The sequence below is a fragment of the Pseudomonas sp. SW-3 genome (genome assembly GCF_016615645.1).
Taxonomy (GTDB): Bacteria; Pseudomonadota; Gammaproteobacteria; order Pseudomonadales; family Pseudomonadaceae; genus Aquipseudomonas; species Aquipseudomonas mandelii.
Genome location: NZ_CP067098.1, coordinates 5,092,698 through 5,110,542 on the forward strand (window position 1 = coordinate 5,092,698; position 17,845 = coordinate 5,110,542).

17 protein-coding genes are annotated in these 17,845 nt (G+C 59.6%); 9 read left to right on the forward strand and 8 right to left on the reverse strand.

The window, feature by feature from the left end:
- The first annotated feature begins 118 nt into the window (after positions 1 to 118).
- The gene (locus tag JIO00_RS22955) at positions 119 to 1,000 is read left to right on the forward strand and encodes a LysR substrate-binding domain-containing protein (RefSeq protein ID WP_010457585.1); all 882 of its coding nucleotides are present in this window, start codon (positions 119 to 121) and stop codon (positions 998 to 1,000) included.
- A gap of 129 nt (positions 1,001 to 1,129) precedes the next feature.
- On the opposite strand, the gene JIO00_RS22960 is transcribed toward JIO00_RS22955, so the two are convergent.
- Together JIO00_RS22960 and JIO00_RS22965 are read right to left on the reverse strand one after the other, a co-directional pair.
- Entirely contained in the window at positions 1,130 to 1,744 is a 615-nt protein-coding gene (locus tag JIO00_RS22960; protein ID WP_200666895.1) for an NAD(P)-dependent oxidoreductase, read from the reverse strand.
- Between the two features lie 212 nt (positions 1,745 to 1,956).
- Complete coding sequence (locus JIO00_RS22965) at positions 1,957 to 2,844, reverse strand: MBL fold metallo-hydrolase (protein WP_077750442.1); 888 nt, start codon at positions 2,842 to 2,844, stop codon at positions 1,957 to 1,959.
- Between the two features lie 115 nt (positions 2,845 to 2,959).
- On the opposite strand from JIO00_RS22965, the gene JIO00_RS22970 reads away from it, so the two are divergent.
- The 3 genes from JIO00_RS22970 to JIO00_RS22980 all read left to right on the forward strand — a co-directional run bounded on the left by JIO00_RS22970 (position 2,960) and on the right by JIO00_RS22980 (position 6,651).
- Entirely contained in the window at positions 2,960 to 3,865 is a 906-nt protein-coding gene (locus tag JIO00_RS22970) for a LysR family transcriptional regulator (RefSeq protein ID WP_202979502.1), read from the forward strand.
- 294 nt (positions 3,866 to 4,159) lie between these two features.
- A complete protein-coding gene (locus tag JIO00_RS22975) occupies positions 4,160 to 5,122 on the forward strand; it encodes an IS110 family transposase (RefSeq protein WP_017341458.1) in 963 nt (320 codons plus the stop codon).
- 1,352 nt (positions 5,123 to 6,474) lie between these two features.
- The gene (locus tag JIO00_RS22980; protein ID WP_200666897.1) at positions 6,475 to 6,651 is read left to right on the forward strand and encodes a hypothetical protein; all 177 of its coding nucleotides are present in this window, start codon (positions 6,475 to 6,477) and stop codon (positions 6,649 to 6,651) included.
- Between the two features lie 9 nt (positions 6,652 to 6,660).
- On the opposite strand, the gene JIO00_RS22985 is transcribed toward JIO00_RS22980, so the two are convergent.
- Positions 6,661 to 7,557, reverse strand: a complete 897-nt coding sequence (locus JIO00_RS22985) for a helix-turn-helix domain-containing protein (RefSeq protein ID WP_010457596.1) — start codon at positions 7,555 to 7,557, stop codon at positions 6,661 to 6,663.
- 188 nt (positions 7,558 to 7,745) lie between these two features.
- Between JIO00_RS22985 and pobA the strand changes: the two genes are divergently transcribed.
- Positions 7,746 to 8,930 (forward strand): 4-hydroxybenzoate 3-monooxygenase, encoded by a 1,185-nt coding sequence (pobA, locus tag JIO00_RS22990; protein ID WP_200668665.1) that lies wholly within the window; start codon positions 7,746 to 7,748, stop codon positions 8,928 to 8,930.
- Positions 8,931 to 9,009: 79 nt separating this feature from the next.
- Complete coding sequence (locus tag JIO00_RS22995; protein WP_145311005.1) at positions 9,010 to 10,527, forward strand: MDR family MFS transporter; 1,518 nt, start codon at positions 9,010 to 9,012, stop codon at positions 10,525 to 10,527.
- Positions 10,528 to 10,663: 136 nt separating this feature from the next.
- On the opposite strand, the gene JIO00_RS23000 is transcribed toward JIO00_RS22995, so the two are convergent.
- The 4 genes from JIO00_RS23000 to JIO00_RS23015 all read right to left on the reverse strand — a co-directional run bounded on the left by JIO00_RS23000 (position 10,664) and on the right by JIO00_RS23015 (position 14,591).
- Entirely contained in the window at positions 10,664 to 11,512 is an 849-nt protein-coding gene (locus tag JIO00_RS23000) for a cache domain-containing protein (RefSeq protein WP_145311002.1), read from the reverse strand.
- Between the two features lie 93 nt (positions 11,513 to 11,605).
- The gene (locus tag JIO00_RS23005; protein WP_010457604.1) at positions 11,606 to 12,481 is read right to left on the reverse strand and encodes an ATPase; all 876 of its coding nucleotides are present in this window, start codon (positions 12,479 to 12,481) and stop codon (positions 11,606 to 11,608) included.
- A gap of 121 nt (positions 12,482 to 12,602) precedes the next feature.
- On the reverse strand, positions 12,603 to 13,595 hold the full coding sequence (locus JIO00_RS23010; protein ID WP_010457606.1) for an NAD-dependent epimerase/dehydratase family protein: 993 nt from the start codon (positions 13,593 to 13,595) through the stop codon (positions 12,603 to 12,605).
- A gap of 96 nt (positions 13,596 to 13,691) precedes the next feature.
- On the reverse strand, positions 13,692 to 14,591 hold the full coding sequence (locus JIO00_RS23015) for a LysR family transcriptional regulator ArgP (RefSeq protein ID WP_200666899.1): 900 nt from the start codon (positions 14,589 to 14,591) through the stop codon (positions 13,692 to 13,694).
- Positions 14,592 to 14,686: 95 nt separating this feature from the next.
- Here JIO00_RS23015 and JIO00_RS23020 point away from each other — a divergent pair, with 95 nt between their 5' ends.
- The 3 genes from JIO00_RS23020 (at position 14,687) to JIO00_RS23030 (ending at position 16,470) form a co-directional block, all read left to right on the forward strand.
- Positions 14,687 to 15,088, forward strand: a complete 402-nt coding sequence (locus JIO00_RS23020; RefSeq protein WP_010457610.1) for an ACT domain-containing protein — start codon at positions 14,687 to 14,689, stop codon at positions 15,086 to 15,088.
- Positions 15,089 to 15,094: 6 nt separating this feature from the next.
- Entirely contained in the window at positions 15,095 to 15,697 is a 603-nt protein-coding gene (locus JIO00_RS23025) for a LysE/ArgO family amino acid transporter (protein WP_010457612.1), read from the forward strand.
- Between the two features lie 176 nt (positions 15,698 to 15,873).
- Positions 15,874 to 16,470 carry a superoxide dismutase gene (locus tag JIO00_RS23030; protein WP_010457614.1) on the forward strand — a complete coding sequence of 199 codons (597 nt, stop codon included), beginning with the start codon at positions 15,874 to 15,876 and terminating at the stop codon, positions 16,468 to 16,470.
- A 217-nt stretch (positions 16,471 to 16,687) separates the two neighbouring features.
- On the opposite strand, the gene JIO00_RS23035 is transcribed toward JIO00_RS23030, so the two are convergent.
- Positions 16,688 to 17,044, reverse strand: coding sequence for a DUF6124 family protein (locus JIO00_RS23035; RefSeq protein ID WP_154501498.1), 357 nt, complete (start codon positions 17,042 to 17,044; stop codon positions 16,688 to 16,690).
- Positions 17,045 to 17,845: the final 801 nt, after the last annotated feature.

The following is a 17,845-nucleotide window of genomic DNA, read 5'->3' on the forward strand; positions in this document are numbered from 1 at the left end:
AGTGTTTATGATGCGTGGGCAGGTCCAGGGATGGCCTCATTGGAACGGGCGACACGTAGCCGCAACAATGGATAAAAAGTCATACTAGCCATGTCCTCACGTCATACCTTGGATCCAAATGAAACGATTGCCTCCCCTGCCGGCGCTGCACACTTTTCTGATTACCGCGCAGTGCTGCAACTTCACTCGGGCCGCCGAACAGCTCTACATCACCCAAGGCGCGGTGAGCCGGCAGATCGCCGGGCTGGAAGAACATCTGGGTTATGAGTTGTTTATCCGCCAGGCCCGGGGCTTGAGCCTGACCGCTGAAGGACGGGAGTGGCTGCCACGGGTGCAGCAGATTTTCGGCTTGATCGACGAGGCGGTGGAACAGATCGGCGAGAAGCGCGAAACCCTGCAACTCAAGGCCCCGACGTGCGTGATGCGCTGGCTGCTGCCGCGCCTGGTGCAGTGGCAAAGGGAGCGCCCGGATGTGCCGGTCGAACTGACCACCACGGTGAAACACGGCGTGGATTTTCATCGCGAGCAGTTCGATGCGGCGGTGATCTATGGCGTACCCCCGGAGACATCACTGGCGTCCCATCGGCTGTTCGATGAGCAACTGACGCCAGTCTGCTCCAGGCCCTACCTCGAGGGGCCGGTGCCGCTGCAAGCGCCGGAGGATCTGGAACAACACATGCTGTTGCACCCGACCCGCGATGAACGCGACTGGAAAGCCTGGCTGGCCAGCGCCGATATTCGCTTGAGCAATGTCGGCAAGGGCCAGCATTTTGAAACCCTGGACCTGGCGATGTCGATGGCGTCCCAAGGAACTGGCGTGGCGATTGGGGACTGGTCGTTGATTGGCGACGACCTGAGCGCTGGGCGACTGGTCATGCCGTTTGAATTGAAGGTGAAGACAGGGTTGGCGTATTACCTGGTGTTCCCGGAAAAACCCGGGCCTTCGCCGAAGTTGCGCGAGTTGTTGGGGTGGTTGGTGGAGCAGGCTCAGTCACGCTGAGCCTCGAAGACTTGGCGCATAACCCTGTGGGAGCGAGCCTGCTCGCGATAGCAGTGGGTCAGTCGGCATATTTGTTGAATGACCCACCGCTATCGCGAGCAGGCTCGCTCCCACAGGTTCTTCAGTGACTCAGTAACCGACGGTGAACCGCTGCCGCGAATGCTTCGGCGCTTCCACTTCATCGATCAGCGCAATCGCGTAATCGGCGAACGAAATCCAGCTCCGCCCTTCGCTGCTCACCAGCAAATCATCCTTGCCCACCCGAAACGCCCCGGTGCGCTCACCTTCGACGAATTCCGCCGACGGGGACAGGAACGTCCAGTCCAGATCCTGTTCCTGACGCAGGTTTTCCAGAAACAAAGCCCCGGCGCTCGCCTCAGCCTTGTACTCCTCAGGAAAGCCCTTGCTGTCGATCACGCGAGTGCCGTCCGGCAGCAACAATGAACCTGCACCGCCCACCACCAAAAGTCGTTTCACCCCGGCCTTTTTCACCGGCCCGATCACCGCGCTGGCGGGAAGGGTCGCGAAGTGTGCCGCGCTGATGACCACGTCATGACCAGCGACGGCCGCCTGCAACGCTTGGGCATCAAGGGCATCGACGTTCCTGGTAACCACACCGGCACGCGGGCCGATCTTCGAGGTGTCGCGGGCAATGGCCGTGACGCTATGACCCCGACGCAGGGCTTCTTCCAGCAATTGGCTGCCGGCACGGCCGGTGGCACCGATGATTGCGATTTTGCTCATGACGTTCTCCAGTTGGCTTGAGTACACGCGTATTCGTTTGGCATCCAACATTGTGGCGAGGGAGCTTGCTCCCGTTCGGCTGCGCAGCAGTCGTAAAACCTGAGAGTGCGCTGTGGCTCAAACACTGCGGGGGAGCGCTTCGCACTGGAGCGCCAGCCCGGTCCAGCGGGAGCAAGCTCCCTCGCCACAGTTAATCCACTCGCCACATAAACTCATTCACCCCACTTCATCTCGCCCTTGGCGACTTTCGCGCTCAGCTCCAGCGAGCTGTCTTCGCCCAAAGTCGGGAAGCGTTTTTTCATGGCGGCGATCAGCGCAGCGGCGTCTTTGGCCTTTGGGGTTTCTTCGTCAAAGGCCTTGATGTAATCGGCAGTAAACTGCACGGCGGCCAGCGAACGGGCGCTCTCACCGAGGTAATGCCCCGGCACGATGGTTTTCGGTTTCAAGGTTTCGATGGCATGTAGCGTAGCCAACCAATCGGTGTGGGATTGCGCGGTCTGGGTGTCGGCCATCCACACGTGGATGTTTTCGGCGACGACCACGCCACCGACCACGGCCTTGATCGACGGGATCCACACAAAGGTCCGGTCCGGCTGCTTGCCGTCCAGGCCCACCACCTGCAACTTCTGCCCTTCAAGCATCAGGTTGTCACCCTTGAGTACGCCCGGCACGATGGTTTTGGCCGGCACGTCTGCGCCCATTTTCGGGCCCCAGAACGCCAGTTTGCCGTCGACGGTGTGCTTGATGTGATCCACGGTCGGCTGCGAGGCCAGCACTTTGGCGTTCGGGAAGGCGGCGGTCAGGGTGTCGAGGCCGAAGTAGTAATCCGGGTCACCGTGGCTGATGTAGATGGTGGTCAGTTGCTTGCCGCTGGCGCGGATTTTCTCGACCACCTGTTCGGCCTGGGACTTGCCGAATTGCGCGTCGACCAGAATCGCTTCTTTCTCACCGCTGACCAGAACCGAGGTCACCGGGAAGATTGCCTTGTCGCCCGGGTTGTACACGTCCAGGGTCAGGGTCGATGCCGCAGCCGCGTGGGCCGCGAAGCCGAGGGTGGCGGTGGCCAGCAAAAAGCGCTTGAGAGAGGTGAAGCCGATCATCTGTTGCTCCGTTGTCCAAATGCCGTGTCTGGCGATGGGGACAGAGCTTAGTTGCATGACTCAGTACAAAAAATGCGATGCTTGAACATAGTTTGTTTCTGAAAGCGGGCAAATCATGGATCGTCTACAAGCAATGCGAGTGTTCGTCTCAGTGGTCGACCTCGGCAGCCAGTCGGCCGCCGCCGATCATCTGGACCTGTCGCGGCCGGTGGTATCGCGTTATCTGGCCGAGCTGGAAGACTGGGTCGGCGCGCGTTTGATGCACCGCACCACGCGCAAATTGAGCCTGACTGCCGCCGGCAGCGAGATTCTGCCCCGGTGTCGGCAGATGCTCGACCTGTCCACCGACATGCAAGCCGCTGTCAGCGAGCCGGACGAGGCGCCACGTGGCTTGCTGCGCATCAGCGTCAGCACCTCGTTCGGCCAGGCGCAATTGGCGGATGCCATGGCGGCTTACGTCAAAAGGTACCCCGGTGTCAGCATCGACATGCAGATGCTCGACCGCACGGTGAACCTGGTGGATGAACGCATCGACCTGGCGATCCGCACCAGCAACGACCTTGACCCGAACCTGATCGCCCGGCGGCTGACCGTCTGCCGCTCGGTGATCTGCGCCTCCCCTGCTTACCTGAGCGAACACCCGACACCGCAGCGGGTCGAGGACTTGAGCCAGCACAACTGCCTGACCCACTCCTACTTCGGCAAAAGCCTCTGGCATTTCGAGGAGAACGGCGAGCCGGTGTCGGTGCCAGTGCAAGGCAACATCAGCGCCAACGAAGCCAGCACATTGCTGCGCGCAACCATGGCCGGTGCGGGGGTGGCAATGCTGCCCAGTTATCAGGCGGGTGTGCATATCCACAGCGGCGAGCTGATCCGCCTGCTGCCACACGCCGAGCCCCGGCAGATGAACGTGTACGCGGTGTACGCCTCACGCAAGCACATGCCGGCGGCGCTACGCAGCATGCTGGATTTTCTGGTGCTCAGGTTTCCCGAAGAGCCGGCATGGGATATCGGCCTGTAACCGAATCCCCTTGTAGGAGCGAGCCTGCTCGCGATGACGGTCTGAAATCTGACATCTTTGTTGCCTGACACTCCGCTATCGCGAGCAGGCTCGCTTGTATGTTTAGACTTGAAGGGGTGGGTGGGACTAAAGCTCGTCATCTGACTCTGACCAGTACAGACCGTGGGAGACTTCGTCCCACCCCTTCACCTAATGCGCCGATAAGGAATGCATCGGCTCGGACCGACGATAGAAACAAGCCAGCGCAACGGTGAACCCCGTCAAGTATCTAAACCCTAGCTCGGAGGGTGTGCCATGACAATCCTGGATTCGCAGGTGGTCGTCGGTGTGGATGTGGCGAAGGACGAGATCGTTATCTATCGATCCGACCTGGAAAAGACCCTAAATATCGCGAACAAGCGATCAACCTTGAAGCAATGGCTCAAGACGCTGCCAGCGCACAGCGCTATCGCGCTAGAAGCGACCAATATCTATCACCTTGATACAACGGAAATGGCCCATGAAATGGGCCATGACGTTTACGTCATCGATGGCAGTCGCCTCAACAAATACCGCGATGGAATAGGCATGAGGGCGAAAACAGATACGTTGGATGCCGAACTGCTGGCCCGTTACTTGAGCCGCGAATCCGACAGATTGAGGATCTGGAATCCGCCACCGAAGGCTTACACACAAATGAAAAGCCTGCTTCGCCGTCGGGCTCAGTTGGTCCGGGCCTGTGTTGCACTCAAGCAGAGCTGGAAAAACGAATCCTTGCTGAAAGAGCACTTCAACCAGCTTCTGGCCGCCATTGCCCAGTTCGAAAAGATGATTCAGAAAACGCTCAAGGAAATTGCTGAGGAAGGTGGGATTGATGATCAGGTGAAGCGTTGCCAGGCCATCGAGGGCGTAGGGCTCCTGACGGCCACCGCAGCGGCCACTGCTTTTATGCGTGGGGAATTTGCCAACAGCGACGAGTACGTCGCCTTCCTCGGCATGGATCCGCGTGTGAGGCAGTCAGGACAAAAGGATCAAAAGCGCCGACTCTCTAAACGAGGGGACTCGGAGTTCCGGCGCTTGTTTCACAATAGCGCTATGGCTGCCAGCCGTTCGCCGACCTGGAAGCCGTACTACGAACGCTATCTGGCCAGAGGTCTAAAAGGCACTCAGGCCTTGGTTATCCTGGCACGCAAGCTGGCCAGAGTGATGTTTGCCCTGATGAAAAACCAAACCGAATACAAGCCAAATTCTATGTTTGGGTGTTCCCCCCAAACATAGAATCTCCCACAGTTTGATTGGTGATACCGCAGCCTTTGCGCTCGACTCCACTCCCCTTGTGGGAGTGAGCCTGCTCGCGATGACGGTCTGACATTCAACATCTCTGTTGCCTGACACTCCGCTATCGCGAGCAGGCTCGCTCCCACAGTTTGATTGGTGATACCGCAGCCTTTGCGCTCGACTCCACTCCCTTGTGGGAGCGAGCCTGCTCGCGATGACGGTCTGACATTCAACATCTCTGTTGCCTGGCACTCCGCTATCGCGAGCAGGCTCGCTCCCACAGTTTGATTGGTGATACCGCAGCCTTTGCGCTCGACTCCACTCCCCTTGTGGGAGCGAGCCTGCTCGCGATGACGGTCTGACATTCAACATCTCTGTTGCCTGGCACTCCGCTATCGCGAGCAGGCTCGCTCCCACAGTTTGATTGGTGATACCGCAGTCTTTGCCCTCGACTCCACTCCCCTTGTGGGAGCGAGCCTGCTCGCGATGACGGTCTGACATTCAACATCTCTGTTGCCTGACACTCCGCTATCGCGAGCAGGCTCGCTCCCACAGTTTGATTGGCGATACCGCAGCCTTTGCGCTCGACTCCACTCCCCTTGCGGGAGTGAGCCTGCTCGCGATGACGGTCTGACATTCAACATCTCTGTTGCCTGGCACTCCGCTATCGCAAGCAGGCTCGCTCCCACAGTTTGATTGGTGATACCGCAGTCTTTGCCCTCGGCTCCACTCCCCTTGTGGGAGCGAGCCTGCTCGCGATGTCGGTCTGACATTCAACATCTCTGTTGCCTGGCACTCCGCTATCGCGAGCAGGCTCGCTCCCACAGTTTGATTGGTGATACCGCAGCCTTTGCGCTCGACTCCACTCCCCTTGTGGGAGCGAGCCTGCTCGCGATGTCGGTCTGAAATCTGACATCTTTGTTGCCTGGCACTCCGCTATCGCGAGCAGGCTCGCTCCCACAGTTTGATTGGTGATACCGCAGCCTTTGCGCTCGACTCCACTCCCCTTGTGGGAGCGAGCCTGCTCGCGATGACGGTCTGACATTCAACATCTCTGTTGCCTGGCACTCCGCTATCGCGAGCAGGCTCGCTCCCACAGTTTGATTGGTGATACCGCAGCCTTTGCCCTCGACTCCACTCCCCTTGTGGGAGCGAGCCTGCTCGCGATGACGGTCCGACATTCAACATCTCTGTTGCCTGGCACTCCGCTATCGCGAGCAGGCTCGCTCCCACAGGGGGGTATCAGTGTTCTGAATGTCGGGGTACATACAAAAGCCCTGTCACTGGCAACTCACTCCCGCTGACCTATGCTCAAAGTAATACCGGAGGGTATTCGTTCAGAGGTCAACGCCATGAACACCAAAACAAGAAGATACTTCGCCATTTTCGTCACCTGCGCGGCGACGCTGGCGCTGTATGGCACCGCCGCCTGGCGTGTCGAGCAGTTGCGACAACTGCCCCGCGACTACGCGAGTTGTAACTTCGAGCGCTGCATTCCCCACAACGCGACCCTCAATGCCCTTCGGTAACGAAGGCGGTCAGGCCTCGTTGTCCTGATCGGCCTTCAAGCGGTCGCGAAAAGCCTTGGGCGAGATCCCTACCCGACGCCGGAACAGGCGTGTGAAGTTGGTCGGATCGGAAAACCCCAACACGTCGGACATTTCGTAAATGGTCATGCTGGTGTAGGTCAGCAAGCGCTTGGCTTCCAGCAACTGTCGCTCGTGCATGATCTGCAACGCCGGTTGCCCCGCCAGTTCACGACAGGTGCCGTTGAGGTGCGACACGGAGATCCCCAGCCGATGCGCCAGGTCCTCGACCTTGACGTGCTGACGGTAGGTCTCTTCCACCAGCTGGATAAAACCGTTGAGGTACTCCCGGGCACGGTGCGGACGCTGACTGGCAGCGCGGCGCGAAATCACCTGGCGGCTGACCCACACCATGATCACGCTGACCAGCGAATGCATGAGCATTTCACGCGCAGGCTGGTGCCCGGTGTATTCCTCTTGCAGCGCTGAAAACAGGCTGTTGAGGTAATCGCTGTCCTTGCCCGCCGGGTAACTTTCGGCTTGGGCCAACGCGTTCACCGAGTTGCCCAGTTGCGCCTGAAGATGGGCAATCAATGGCGCGGCCAGGGTCACGACGAACCCTTCGACGTCCTCGGAAAACCGGTAACCATGCACCGATAACGGCGGCAGGATCAGGATCGCCGGTTCGGTCAGCTCCGTGTGTTTGCCTTCGATTTCAAGCTCTGCCTGACCTTTGAATACGAAGAGCAACTGGCACAAATCAGCGTGACGATGGGGTTTGATTTCCCATTGATGTTCGCGGCTGCGTTTGGAAATGGTTTCACAGTGCAGCAAGTCGGGGGTCGGCCAGTCCAGGCTTTCACCGTAGAGCTTGAACACTGGAATCGAAGGTAGGTCAGGCTTGTTCATCACTTCAATCCAGGCCTCAGAGGGTTACGGGCGATAATCGCACCGATTGGCAGAATGTACAGGTATCGGCTCAGTTTTCACCTTCAATTGACAGACCCGCAAGGGAAAAATGCAAGCACTCGATCCATAAAAATCATTCACCGGCCGTGGTCGCGTGAAGCTTGCGAGTCATAAAAACAATGAAAACGCTGAAAACCCAAATCGCCATCATTGGCGCCGGCCCCTCCGGTTTGCTGCTCGGCCAATTGCTGCATAACGCCGGAATCGACACCCTGATCCTTGAACGACAGACCCCCGACTATGTGCTCGGCCGAATCCGCGCCGGTGTCCTCGAACAAGGCATGGTAGAGCTTTTGCGTCAGGCCGGGGTGGGTCAGCGCATGGATGCCGAAGGGCTGGTCCATGGCGGTTTCGAGCTGGCCCTCGACGGACGCCGGGTACACATCGATCTGCAAGCCCTGACCGGTGGCAAAACCGTGATGATCTACGGTCAGACCGAAGTCACCCGGGACCTGATGGCCGCTCGTCGGGAGGCTGGCGCGCAGACGATTTACCAGGCCGGCAATGTCGTACCGCACGCAATGAAAACCGCAGAACCGTTCGTGACGTTTGAGAAGGATGGCGAGACCTGGCGCCTAGATTGCGACTACATCGCCGGGTGCGACGGTTTCCATGGCGTGGCGCGACAGTCGATTCCTGCCGAATGCCTGAAGGTCTTCGAGCGGGTCTATCCATTCGGCTGGCTCGGGATTCTCGCTGATACGCCGCCGGTCCATGACGAACTGGTCTACGCCCGCCACGAACGCGGTTTTGCCTTGTGCAGCATGCGTTCGGCAACCCGCACGCGTTACTACCTTCAGGTGCCGGCCGACGAGAAGGTCGACGCCTGGTCGGATGAGCGCTTTTGGGAGGAGCTCAAATCGCGCCTGCCTGCGGCGCTGGCCGATACTCTTGTGGCCGGGCCGTCCATCGAAAAAAGCATCGCGCCCCTGCGCAGTTTTGTGGTCGAACCGATGCAGTACGGGCGGATGTTCCTGGTCGGCGACGCGGCGCACATCGTCCCGCCCACCGGTGCCAAAGGCCTGAACCTGGCAGCCAGCGACGTCAGCACCTTATTCACCATTTTGCAAAAGGTGTACGCCGAGGGGCGCCTCGATCTGCTGGAGAAATACTCTGAGATCTGCCTGCGCCGGGTCTGGAAAGCCGAACGGTTTTCCTGGTGGATGACGTCGATGCTGCACCGCTTCGATGATCACGACGCCTTCAGCCAGCGCATCTGCGAGTCGGAATTGGATTACTTCGTACACTCCGAGGCTGGTCGAAAAACCATTGCAGAAAATTACGTCGGGCTTCCTTATGAGGCTATCGAATAGCCTCCTACCGACTTACACTGGTGAGCATCCCCGCTCGCCATTGCCTCGTGCGGGACACTCACTGCCCGCAGGTTCCACCGTGACCAATCTCAACCAGCCTGAAACGCCTAAACCGGCTATTCGCAGCGTGTTGATCGCCCTGATGCTGGCGATCTTTCTCGGCGCACTGGACCAGACCATCGTCGCCGTTTCCATGCCGGCCATCTCCGCGCAATTCAAGGACGTCAGCCTGCTGGCCTGGGTGATTTCCGGCTACATGGTGGCGATGACCGTGGCGGTGCCGATCTACGGCAAGCTCGGCGACCTGTACGGCCGACGCAAGTTGATGCTGTTCGGAATGGGGCTGTTCACCCTCGCCTCGCTGTTCTGCGGCATGGCCCAAAGCATGGAACAACTGGTGCTGGCGCGAATCATCCAGGGCATCGGTGCGGGCGGAATGATTTCGGTCAGCCAGGCGATCATCGGGGATATCGTCCCGCCCCGGGAGCGCGGTCGCTATCAGGGTTATTTCAGCAGCATGTACGCCGTGGCGAGTGTGGCCGGCCCGGTGCTCGGCGGTTACATGACCGAATACCTGTCGTGGCGCTGGGTATTTCTGATCAACCTGCCGCTGGGCATCGGAGCCTGGCTGGTGGCCAATCGCACACTGGTGGGTTTGCCCGTGCCACAACGCCAACCGATCATCGATTACCTCGGCACGTTGCTGATGATTATCGGTTTGACCGCCTTGCTGCTGGGCATCACGCAAGTTGGTCAGGGCCACTCATGGCGCAGCGCCGAAGTGCTGGGCCTGCTCGGGTGCGCGGTGCTGGTGCTGGCGCTGTTCGTCTGGCATGAGCGCCGGGCGCGGGAGCCATTGCTGCCGATGCACCTGTTTGCCAACCGCAATGCGATCCTGTGCTGGTGCACGATTTTCTTCACCAGTTTCCAGGCCATCTCGCTGATCGTGCTGATGCCGCTGCGCTTCCAGAGCGTCACCGGCGCCGGGGCCGACAGCGCCGCGCTGCACCTGTTGCCGCTGGCCATGGGCTTGCCGATCGGGGCTTATTTCGCCGGACGCCGCACCTCGGTGACCGGGCGCTACAAACCGATGATCCTGGCAGGGGCGGTGCTGATGCCGATCTCGATTCTCGGCATGGCTTTCAGTCCGCCCCAGGCGTTCTTGCTCAGCAGTCTGTTTATGTTGCTCAGCGGCATTGCCAGCGGCATGCAATTCCCGACGTCATTGGTCGGGACGCAGAACTCGGTGGAACAGCGGGACATCGGCGTCGCCACCAGCACCACCAACCTGTTCCGCTCGCTGGGCGGCGCGGTGGGGGTGGCATTGATGTCGGCGCTGTTGCTGGCGCTGCTGCAGGATTCGAGCTTCGCCCACCTGGCCGGTTCGTCGATGATTGCCGAGGGCCGTTCAGGGAATGTGTTGCTGGACGGTTTGAACGCTGCACCGGGGGAGGCGCAGAACGCCTTGCGCGCCGAGTTGGCGCTGACGTTCAGGCATTTGCTGATGGTCAGTGCGGCGGTGTCGTTGCTGGGGTTGGCGGCGGCGGTTGCGATGCCGAACAGGGTGTTGCGGGGGCGTGAGGATAAAGTCCGATAGATAGACCGAGTCGCCCGCCATCGCGAGCAGGCTCGCTCCCACAATGGATCTTTGTCGTCCACAAATGCTGTGAACACTGGAGATCTACTGTGGGAGCGAGCCCGCTCGCGAAGGCGTCCTCACAGACACCGATGAATCAAGGGCTGTAATACCCGACCGCCACCAGAAAATGCCCGACCTTTTTCAGGTAGGCATGCTTGTCTTCAACCTTGTTGGTGACCGGGTTTTTCCAGCGGTATTCGTATTCGCCGTAATCCTGCTTGGCAATCAACGCCAGGATCGGCTCGCCCACCGGTTTGCCTTCCGGGTCCTTGATCTTGCCGAAGTCGGTATTGATCAACCGCAGGTTGGTGCCGTGGGCCACGTAACGCTGGGTGTTGAGGTCAACGACGAACACGTACAGGTCATCCTGCAAGTAGCCGCCCTTGAGGGAGTTGATCGCAGTCAGCGTGCCCTTCTCGTCTTTGGCCAGATCCGTCGCCGCTTTGTTCAGCAAGGCCATCGCCTGTTCCGCCGACGCCCGTGGCAGGTAGTAACCCACGGCCAGAATCCGCTGGCCAACGCGCTGATAGAACACATGCTTGCGCTCGACCTTGCCGTCGGACCAGTTCTGCCAGCGGTATTCAGCCTGCTGAATCCCATTGCCCTCCGGCACTTTCAAGGCGTCCTTGAAGGCCTTCTGCAAATCCGGTCCCAGGGTTTCGGTCACATCACGCCCGATCAAGGCCGAAGACGGCCCGCCACTGGCAAGCATCACGCCCTTGGTATCGACCACGAAGACGTAACGATCCTTGTCGACAAACTCGCCCTGACGGCTGAACGCCGCGAACGCCTTGTCGCCGTTGTCGTGGTAGTAGGCCAGGGCTTTTTCCAGCAAGGCCTTGGCCGCCTGGCTGTCATCCTTTTCCGCCGTAGCCGCCTGAACCTGCCCCAGACACAACAACAGCATCCACCCCAGCACGGCCCACTTGTGCAGAACCCCCATAGCGCATCCCCTCGTTCTTGTCGGTGTTTCAAGAGCGTAGACGGCTATGGGATATGTACGAATTTTCAGGCCCTTGTAGCAGCTGTCGAAGGTTTACTGCCTTGCGCGGAGTTGCTGCTGCAGATTCTGGATCTGCGCCTGAAGGGTGTTGATGTTGCGGGTGGTCTGGCCGCGGAAGGCATCGAACTCGGCGGTATTGGTGACGCCTTGCGCTGCTGCCGGGCGGTTGTCCTGCTGGCTTTTGAGCACGATCATGTCTTGTTCCAGTCGCTCGATGGCGGCGCTCGGGTTGCCCTGTTTTTTCAGCGCGACGATGTCGGCGCCGAGGCTTTTGAGCTGGGCGTCGAACTTGCTGGTGTCGTCCGGGGCGCTTTTCAGCGCAGCCAACTCGGTGCTCAAGGCTTTGACCTGCGCCTGCAATTGCGTGTTGGCGGCCTGGTGTTCGGTGCTCTGGGCGGTCATCTGCGCCAGGCGCTTGTCCAGATCGGCGGTTTGTGCGGTCATTTGTGCCAGACGCTTGTCCAGGTCGCTGGTCTGACCGACAACACCTTGCTGCTGCTTGCTTTGGTCCTGCAACTGGTTTTCCAGCTGCTTGATTTGCAACTTCAGGGCTTCGCTGTCGCTGGTGACGTTGGTCTGGCTGGCGACCACCTTGCCGGAAATGTCCTGCAAGCGTCCCGCCGCATCCTCACTGATCCGCGCGAAACTTTCCTGGGTGGCCACCAGTTGCTGTTCCATCAGCGAAATCTGTTGAAAGCTCCACCAGGCAAGGCCGGCGAATGCGAAGAACAAAGCCCCGACCAGTGCCCACAGAGGCCCGGTGCTGGCGCTTTTGACCTTGACCACCGGCGCCGTGCGCGAATGCACGGAGGTGCGTTTCGAGGTCGGAAAATCATCGTCATCGGGGACGTCGGCGCGCAGGCTTGGAACATCATCGAAGTCGTCGTTGGCATCGTTACGCATGGACATTGAGTCAACCTTTGTGGAACGCGGTGATGGCTATAGGCAGCGAGTATAAACCCCACGGCCGCAGCGATTGACCCTCAACGCCAAACTCGGTTCAGTGCTGGCAGGTTTGTCACTGCAAAAGTCAGCGAATGTCCTGGGCTTTCCACCAGCCGCAGAATTCATCGAGGGCCGTCCAGAGACTGACTTTCGGATCGTAGTCCAGATAATGCCGGGCGCGGCTGATGTCCAGGGTGAAATTTTTGTTCATCACCTGCATGCCCAGCCGTGACAACGTCGGCTCGGGACGGCCCGGCCACAATTTACACACCCCTTCGTTGAGCGCGGCAACGCTGTAGGCCAGGCCGTAGGAACGGTAGCGCGTCACTTGTGGGACTTCCATCTTGCGCATGACGTAATTGACCACGTCCCACAACGGCACAGGCGTGCCGTTGCTGATGTTGTAGGCCTTGCCCAAGGCCGAGTCGCTGGCCAGCAAGCTGCTGAGCAATGCTTCATTGAGGTTTTGCACACTGGTGAAGTCGACCTTGTTCAGGCCGTTGCCGATGATCGCCAGGCGTCCCTTGCGCTGCATGTTCAGCAGCCGCGGGAAGATACTCATATCACCCGCCCCGGTGACGAAACGCGGGCGCAGGGCGAGGGTTTCGAGACCGAACTCCTGTGCGCCAAAGACCTTTTGCTCGGCGAGAAATTTGGTGGCGGCGTAGGGATGCTTGAAACGTTTAGGCACTTGTTCTTCGGTCAGCCCCAGATGATCACGGCCATCGAAGTAGATCGACGGTGACGACAAATGCACCAGGCGTCGGACCCGCTGTTTCAGGCAGGCCTCGACCACGTTTTCAGTGACCTGCACGTTGCCTTGATGAAAGTCCTGATAACGTCCCCACAAACCGACCGCGCCGGCGCAATGCACCACCGCTTCGACATCGGAACACAGCTCGCGCGCCAGTTCCGGGTCGCTCAAGTCGCCCGGGATAAACTCGGCGCCACGGCGCACCAGGTGTTCGACGCTTTCGGCCCGGCGACCATTGACCCGCACGTCCAGGCCCTGCTCCAGGGCGAAACGCGCAAAGCGTCCGCCAATGAAGCCGCTTGCGCCGGTAACCAGAATTTTCATGTAGAGCTCCAACAAATGCAGCGGTGAGCATCAAGCTACACGCAGCAAGTTAAAAACGGTCCGCAAGCGCTTCACTTGCGGCTTGCAGCTTGACGCTTATGGCTGCTTCCAGGGCACCAGCCATTGCTTCGACGAACGCACCAATTGATCGGTCAGCAACCCCAGCAGCTGACCGCCATTGCGCCAATGATGCCAGTACAGCGGCACATCGATGGGCTTATCTGCCAAAAGCTCCACCAATACACCGCGCTCCAGCTGCTCGCGCACCTGCAATTCGGGCACCAGGCCCCAGCCAAGCCCGGCTTCGGTCAGGCGGATAAAGCCTTCAGACGACGGGCATAAATGGTGTTCGAAACCGCCATCGACCCCGAGGGATGCGAGGTAACGATGCTGCAGGAAATCGTCCGGGCCGAAGACCAGCGCCGGGGTTTTCGCCAGCAGGTCAGCACGCACGCCTTCAGGAAAATGCCGGGCGATAAACGCCGGGCTGGCCAACGCGCGATAACGCATGGCGCCCAATAACACGCTACGTGCGCCAGCCACCGGGCGCTCGCTGGCGCAGATGCACGCGGCCACTTCGCCAGCGCGCATGCGTTTGAGGCCGACGGTCTGGTCTTCGACGACCAGGTCCAGCAGCAGGTGTTGCTCGGCGCAGAAATCACTGACGGCTGCGGCCCACCAAGTCGCCAGGCTGTCGGCGTTCAGGGCGATGCGCAGACGTTCCGGCAGACCTTCTTCGTCCAGCGCCGGTACCAGCGTCTGTAGATCCCGTTCCAGCAAACGCACCTGCTGGACATGGTTGAGCAGCCGCCGACCAATCTCGGTAGGCGCCGGCGGCGTGACCCGCACCAACACCGGCTGGCCGACCCGCGCTTCCAGGAGCTTGATGCGCTGGGAGATCGCCGATTGCGACAAGCCCAGCACCTGCGCCGCACGTTCAAACCCGGCCTGCTCGACCACGGCGGCCAGGGCGGACAGCAATTTATAGTCGAACATCAGTTTTCCTAATGAGCGATCAGCATGATTGGTTTTTCTTATACCGCGTTGCACCGGAGAATAGCCAGCAAGCACTCTTGAACAGGATCACCGACATGGCTGGCGAAACTTCATTGGCAACCCTGCTGCGCAGCATGAGCCCGCACCTCAACGAGGGTGAATATGTATTTTGCACCCTGCGCGACGGCCAATTGCCCGCCGGCCTAGCGATCGTCGGCAGCTTTCGCGAGCAGGAGGGGCTGACCGTCATTCTCGAACGCTCCCTCGCCGAGCAGGCCGGTTTCAGCTTCGACTACGTCGCGGCCTGGATCACCTTGAACGTGCACTCAGCCCTCGAAGCCGTCGGCCTCACCGCCGCCTTCGCCACGGCATTGGGCCAGGCCGGCATCAGTTGCAACGTGATCGCCGGTTACTACCACGACCATTTATTCGTCGGTCAGGCCGATGCCCAACGCGCAATGCACGTGTTGCGCGACCTGGCAGCCAACGCGGAGTAAACCCTTATGTGGCAAAGCTATGTGAATGGCCTGCTGGTGGCCGCCGGGCTGATCATGGCGATCGGCACTCAGAACGCGTTTGTGCTGGCGCAGAGCCTTCGACGTGAACATCACCTGCCGGTGGCGGCGCTGTGCGTCACCTGCGACGCCTTGCTGGTGGCCGCCGGGGTATTCGGGCTGGCGACGGTGCTGGCGCAAAACCCGACCTTGTTGGCGGTCGCCCGCTGGGGTGGCGCGGTATTTCTGATTTGGTATGGCAGTCAGGCGCTGCGTCGGGCGTGCTCGAAACAAAGCCTGCAACAAGGTGAAAACCAGACGGTGCGCTCGCTACGTGCGGTGATGCTCAGCGCGTTGGCCGTCACCTTGCTCAACCCGCACGTTTATCTGGATACCGTGTTGTTGATCGGCTCCCTCGGCGCGCAGCAAACCGAGCCCGGCGCTTATGTCGTGGGGGCGGCCAGTGCGTCGTTGTTGTGGTTTTTCACCCTGGCACTCGGCGCGGCATGGTTGGCACCCTGGCTGGCACGGCCCAGCACCTGGCGGATTCTCGATCTGCTGGTGGCGGTGATGATGTTTGCCGTGGCGTTTCAATTAATCGTCGCCAGCTGATTATTCCAAAAGGCTCTGGAACCTCTATCCCACACAGTTGTTGCGTGGTTATGCCGCACCCCCGGTGCTATGATCCGATCCGATGCGCCGCAAAGAGTACAAACTCCCCGGCGCTTGTCTGGCCGCCCGTGATCGGCCTTGCGCTCACCGCAACTGACCTGATTAGGAGAATCATCATGGCTTTCGAATTGCCGCCGCTGCCTTACGCACACGATGCCCTGCAGCCGCACATTTCCAAGGAAACTCTGGAATACCACCACGACAAGCACCACAACACCTACGTCGTGAACCTGAACAACCTGGTGCCAGGCACCGAGTTCGAAGGCAAGACCCTGGAAGAAATCGTCAAGTCTTCCTCGGGCGGCATCTTCAACAACGCCGCTCAAGTCTGGAACCACACTTTCTACTGGAACTGCCTGGCGCCAAACGCCGGCGGTCAACCAACCGGCGCACTGGCTGAAGCCATCAACGCTTCTTTCGGTTCGTTCGACAAGTTCAAAGAAGAATTCAGCAAAACCTCCATCGGCACCTTCGGTTCCGGTTGGGGCTGGCTGGTGAAAAAAGCTGACGGTTCCCTGGCCCTGGCCAGCACCATCGGCGCCGGCAACCCGCTGACCAGCGGCGACACCCCGCTGCTGACCTGCGACGTCTGGGAACACGCTTACTACATCGACTACCGCAACGTTCGTCCGAAATACGTCGAAGCGTTCTGGAACCTGGTCAACTGGAAATTCGTGGCTGAGCAATTTGAAGGCAAAACCTTCAAGGCTTAAGCTCGACGCCAGACAAGAAACCCGGCTTTTATGCCGGGTTTTTTTATGGGCTTTGGAAGTATTCACTGCCGTGTGTCGCTCTAAACATCGAATCAACTACCCGGCCGCCTTCGCTAGCAGGCTCGCTCCCACAGTGAACACACCCTTTATAAAACCCGCTCGATCTCCTGTGGGAGCGAGCCTGCTCGCGAAGAACGATGACGGGGTCTCTGGAATGCTATGCCGGATCGACGTTATCAAGCGCCCGGTTCACGGCCAGTTCTGCCAGCATGATGATCTGCTGGATTGCCAGCACGGTGTTGCGCTGCGGACCGATCAGGTTCGAGGCGAAATCGCTGGCCATGACGCTGGCCGAAGCCAGGGACTCGCAGGCTTGGACCAGGAGGCTTTCAGTGTCCATGTCGGGGGCGATCATGAACATCGTGCTGGGGCGCCGGGGTTTTTCGAGGTATTGGTTTGGCGGGTCGAGGTAGTAGTCGAGGGCGCGTTTTATGGCTTCGTGGTCTTTGAGGAGCGTTTCGGCTTCGGTGGTGGGAGCGATGTTGACGGGTGGGTCGGGGATTAACTTATCCAAACTGAAATTCCTCTAATCAAACGGGTGCCATCACCCGTCGTTTCTCACGCGACGGAGGGGAGGCAGCTATGTGCGGAGTGAGAAACCGGTAGAGGAATAGACCCGGCCAGACCGAAGTCTGCCCGCACACAGCCGCCATAAAAAACTTGCTGGCAGCGGATAAGCTGGCGGCAATTATGGTGGTACTGGCGCTGTATTAAAACCTCTACGGGCTCTCACACCCGGTCGCTGAGTTTTCAGCGACAGCCAGAGGTTAGAGAACACGCTTCCTACCCGGCAACCTGAAAAATGCGTGGGAAAACGCTGAGTTTTTTACACATTGTTCAACACACAAAAATGGAACGCGGAGCGTCCCGGGCGACATTCCCACGCGGAGCATGGGAACGATCAATCGGGAGGCATCAGGAAGAGATTAGTTGGCTGTCAGGCCGCCTTCGCGAGCAGGCTCGCTCCTACAGTGGAATGGGTGTACCTGCAAGAGATTGGTTGGCTGTCAGGCTGCCTTCGCGGGCAAGCCTCGCTCCTACAGTGGAATGGGGGTACCTGCAAGAGATTGGTCGGCTGTCAGGCCGCCTTCGCGGGCAAGCCTCGCTCCTACAGTGGAATGGGGGGTACCTGCAGGAGATTGGTTGGCTGTCAGGCCGCCTTCGCGAGCAGGCTCGCTCCTACAGTGGAATGGGTATACCTGCAAGAGATTGGTCGGCTGTCAGGCCGCCTTCGCGGGCAAGCCTCGCTCCTACAAGAATTCAGCGTACAGCCTTTGATTCTCACCACTCATCAGGCCGAGCGTTAGCTCGCCTT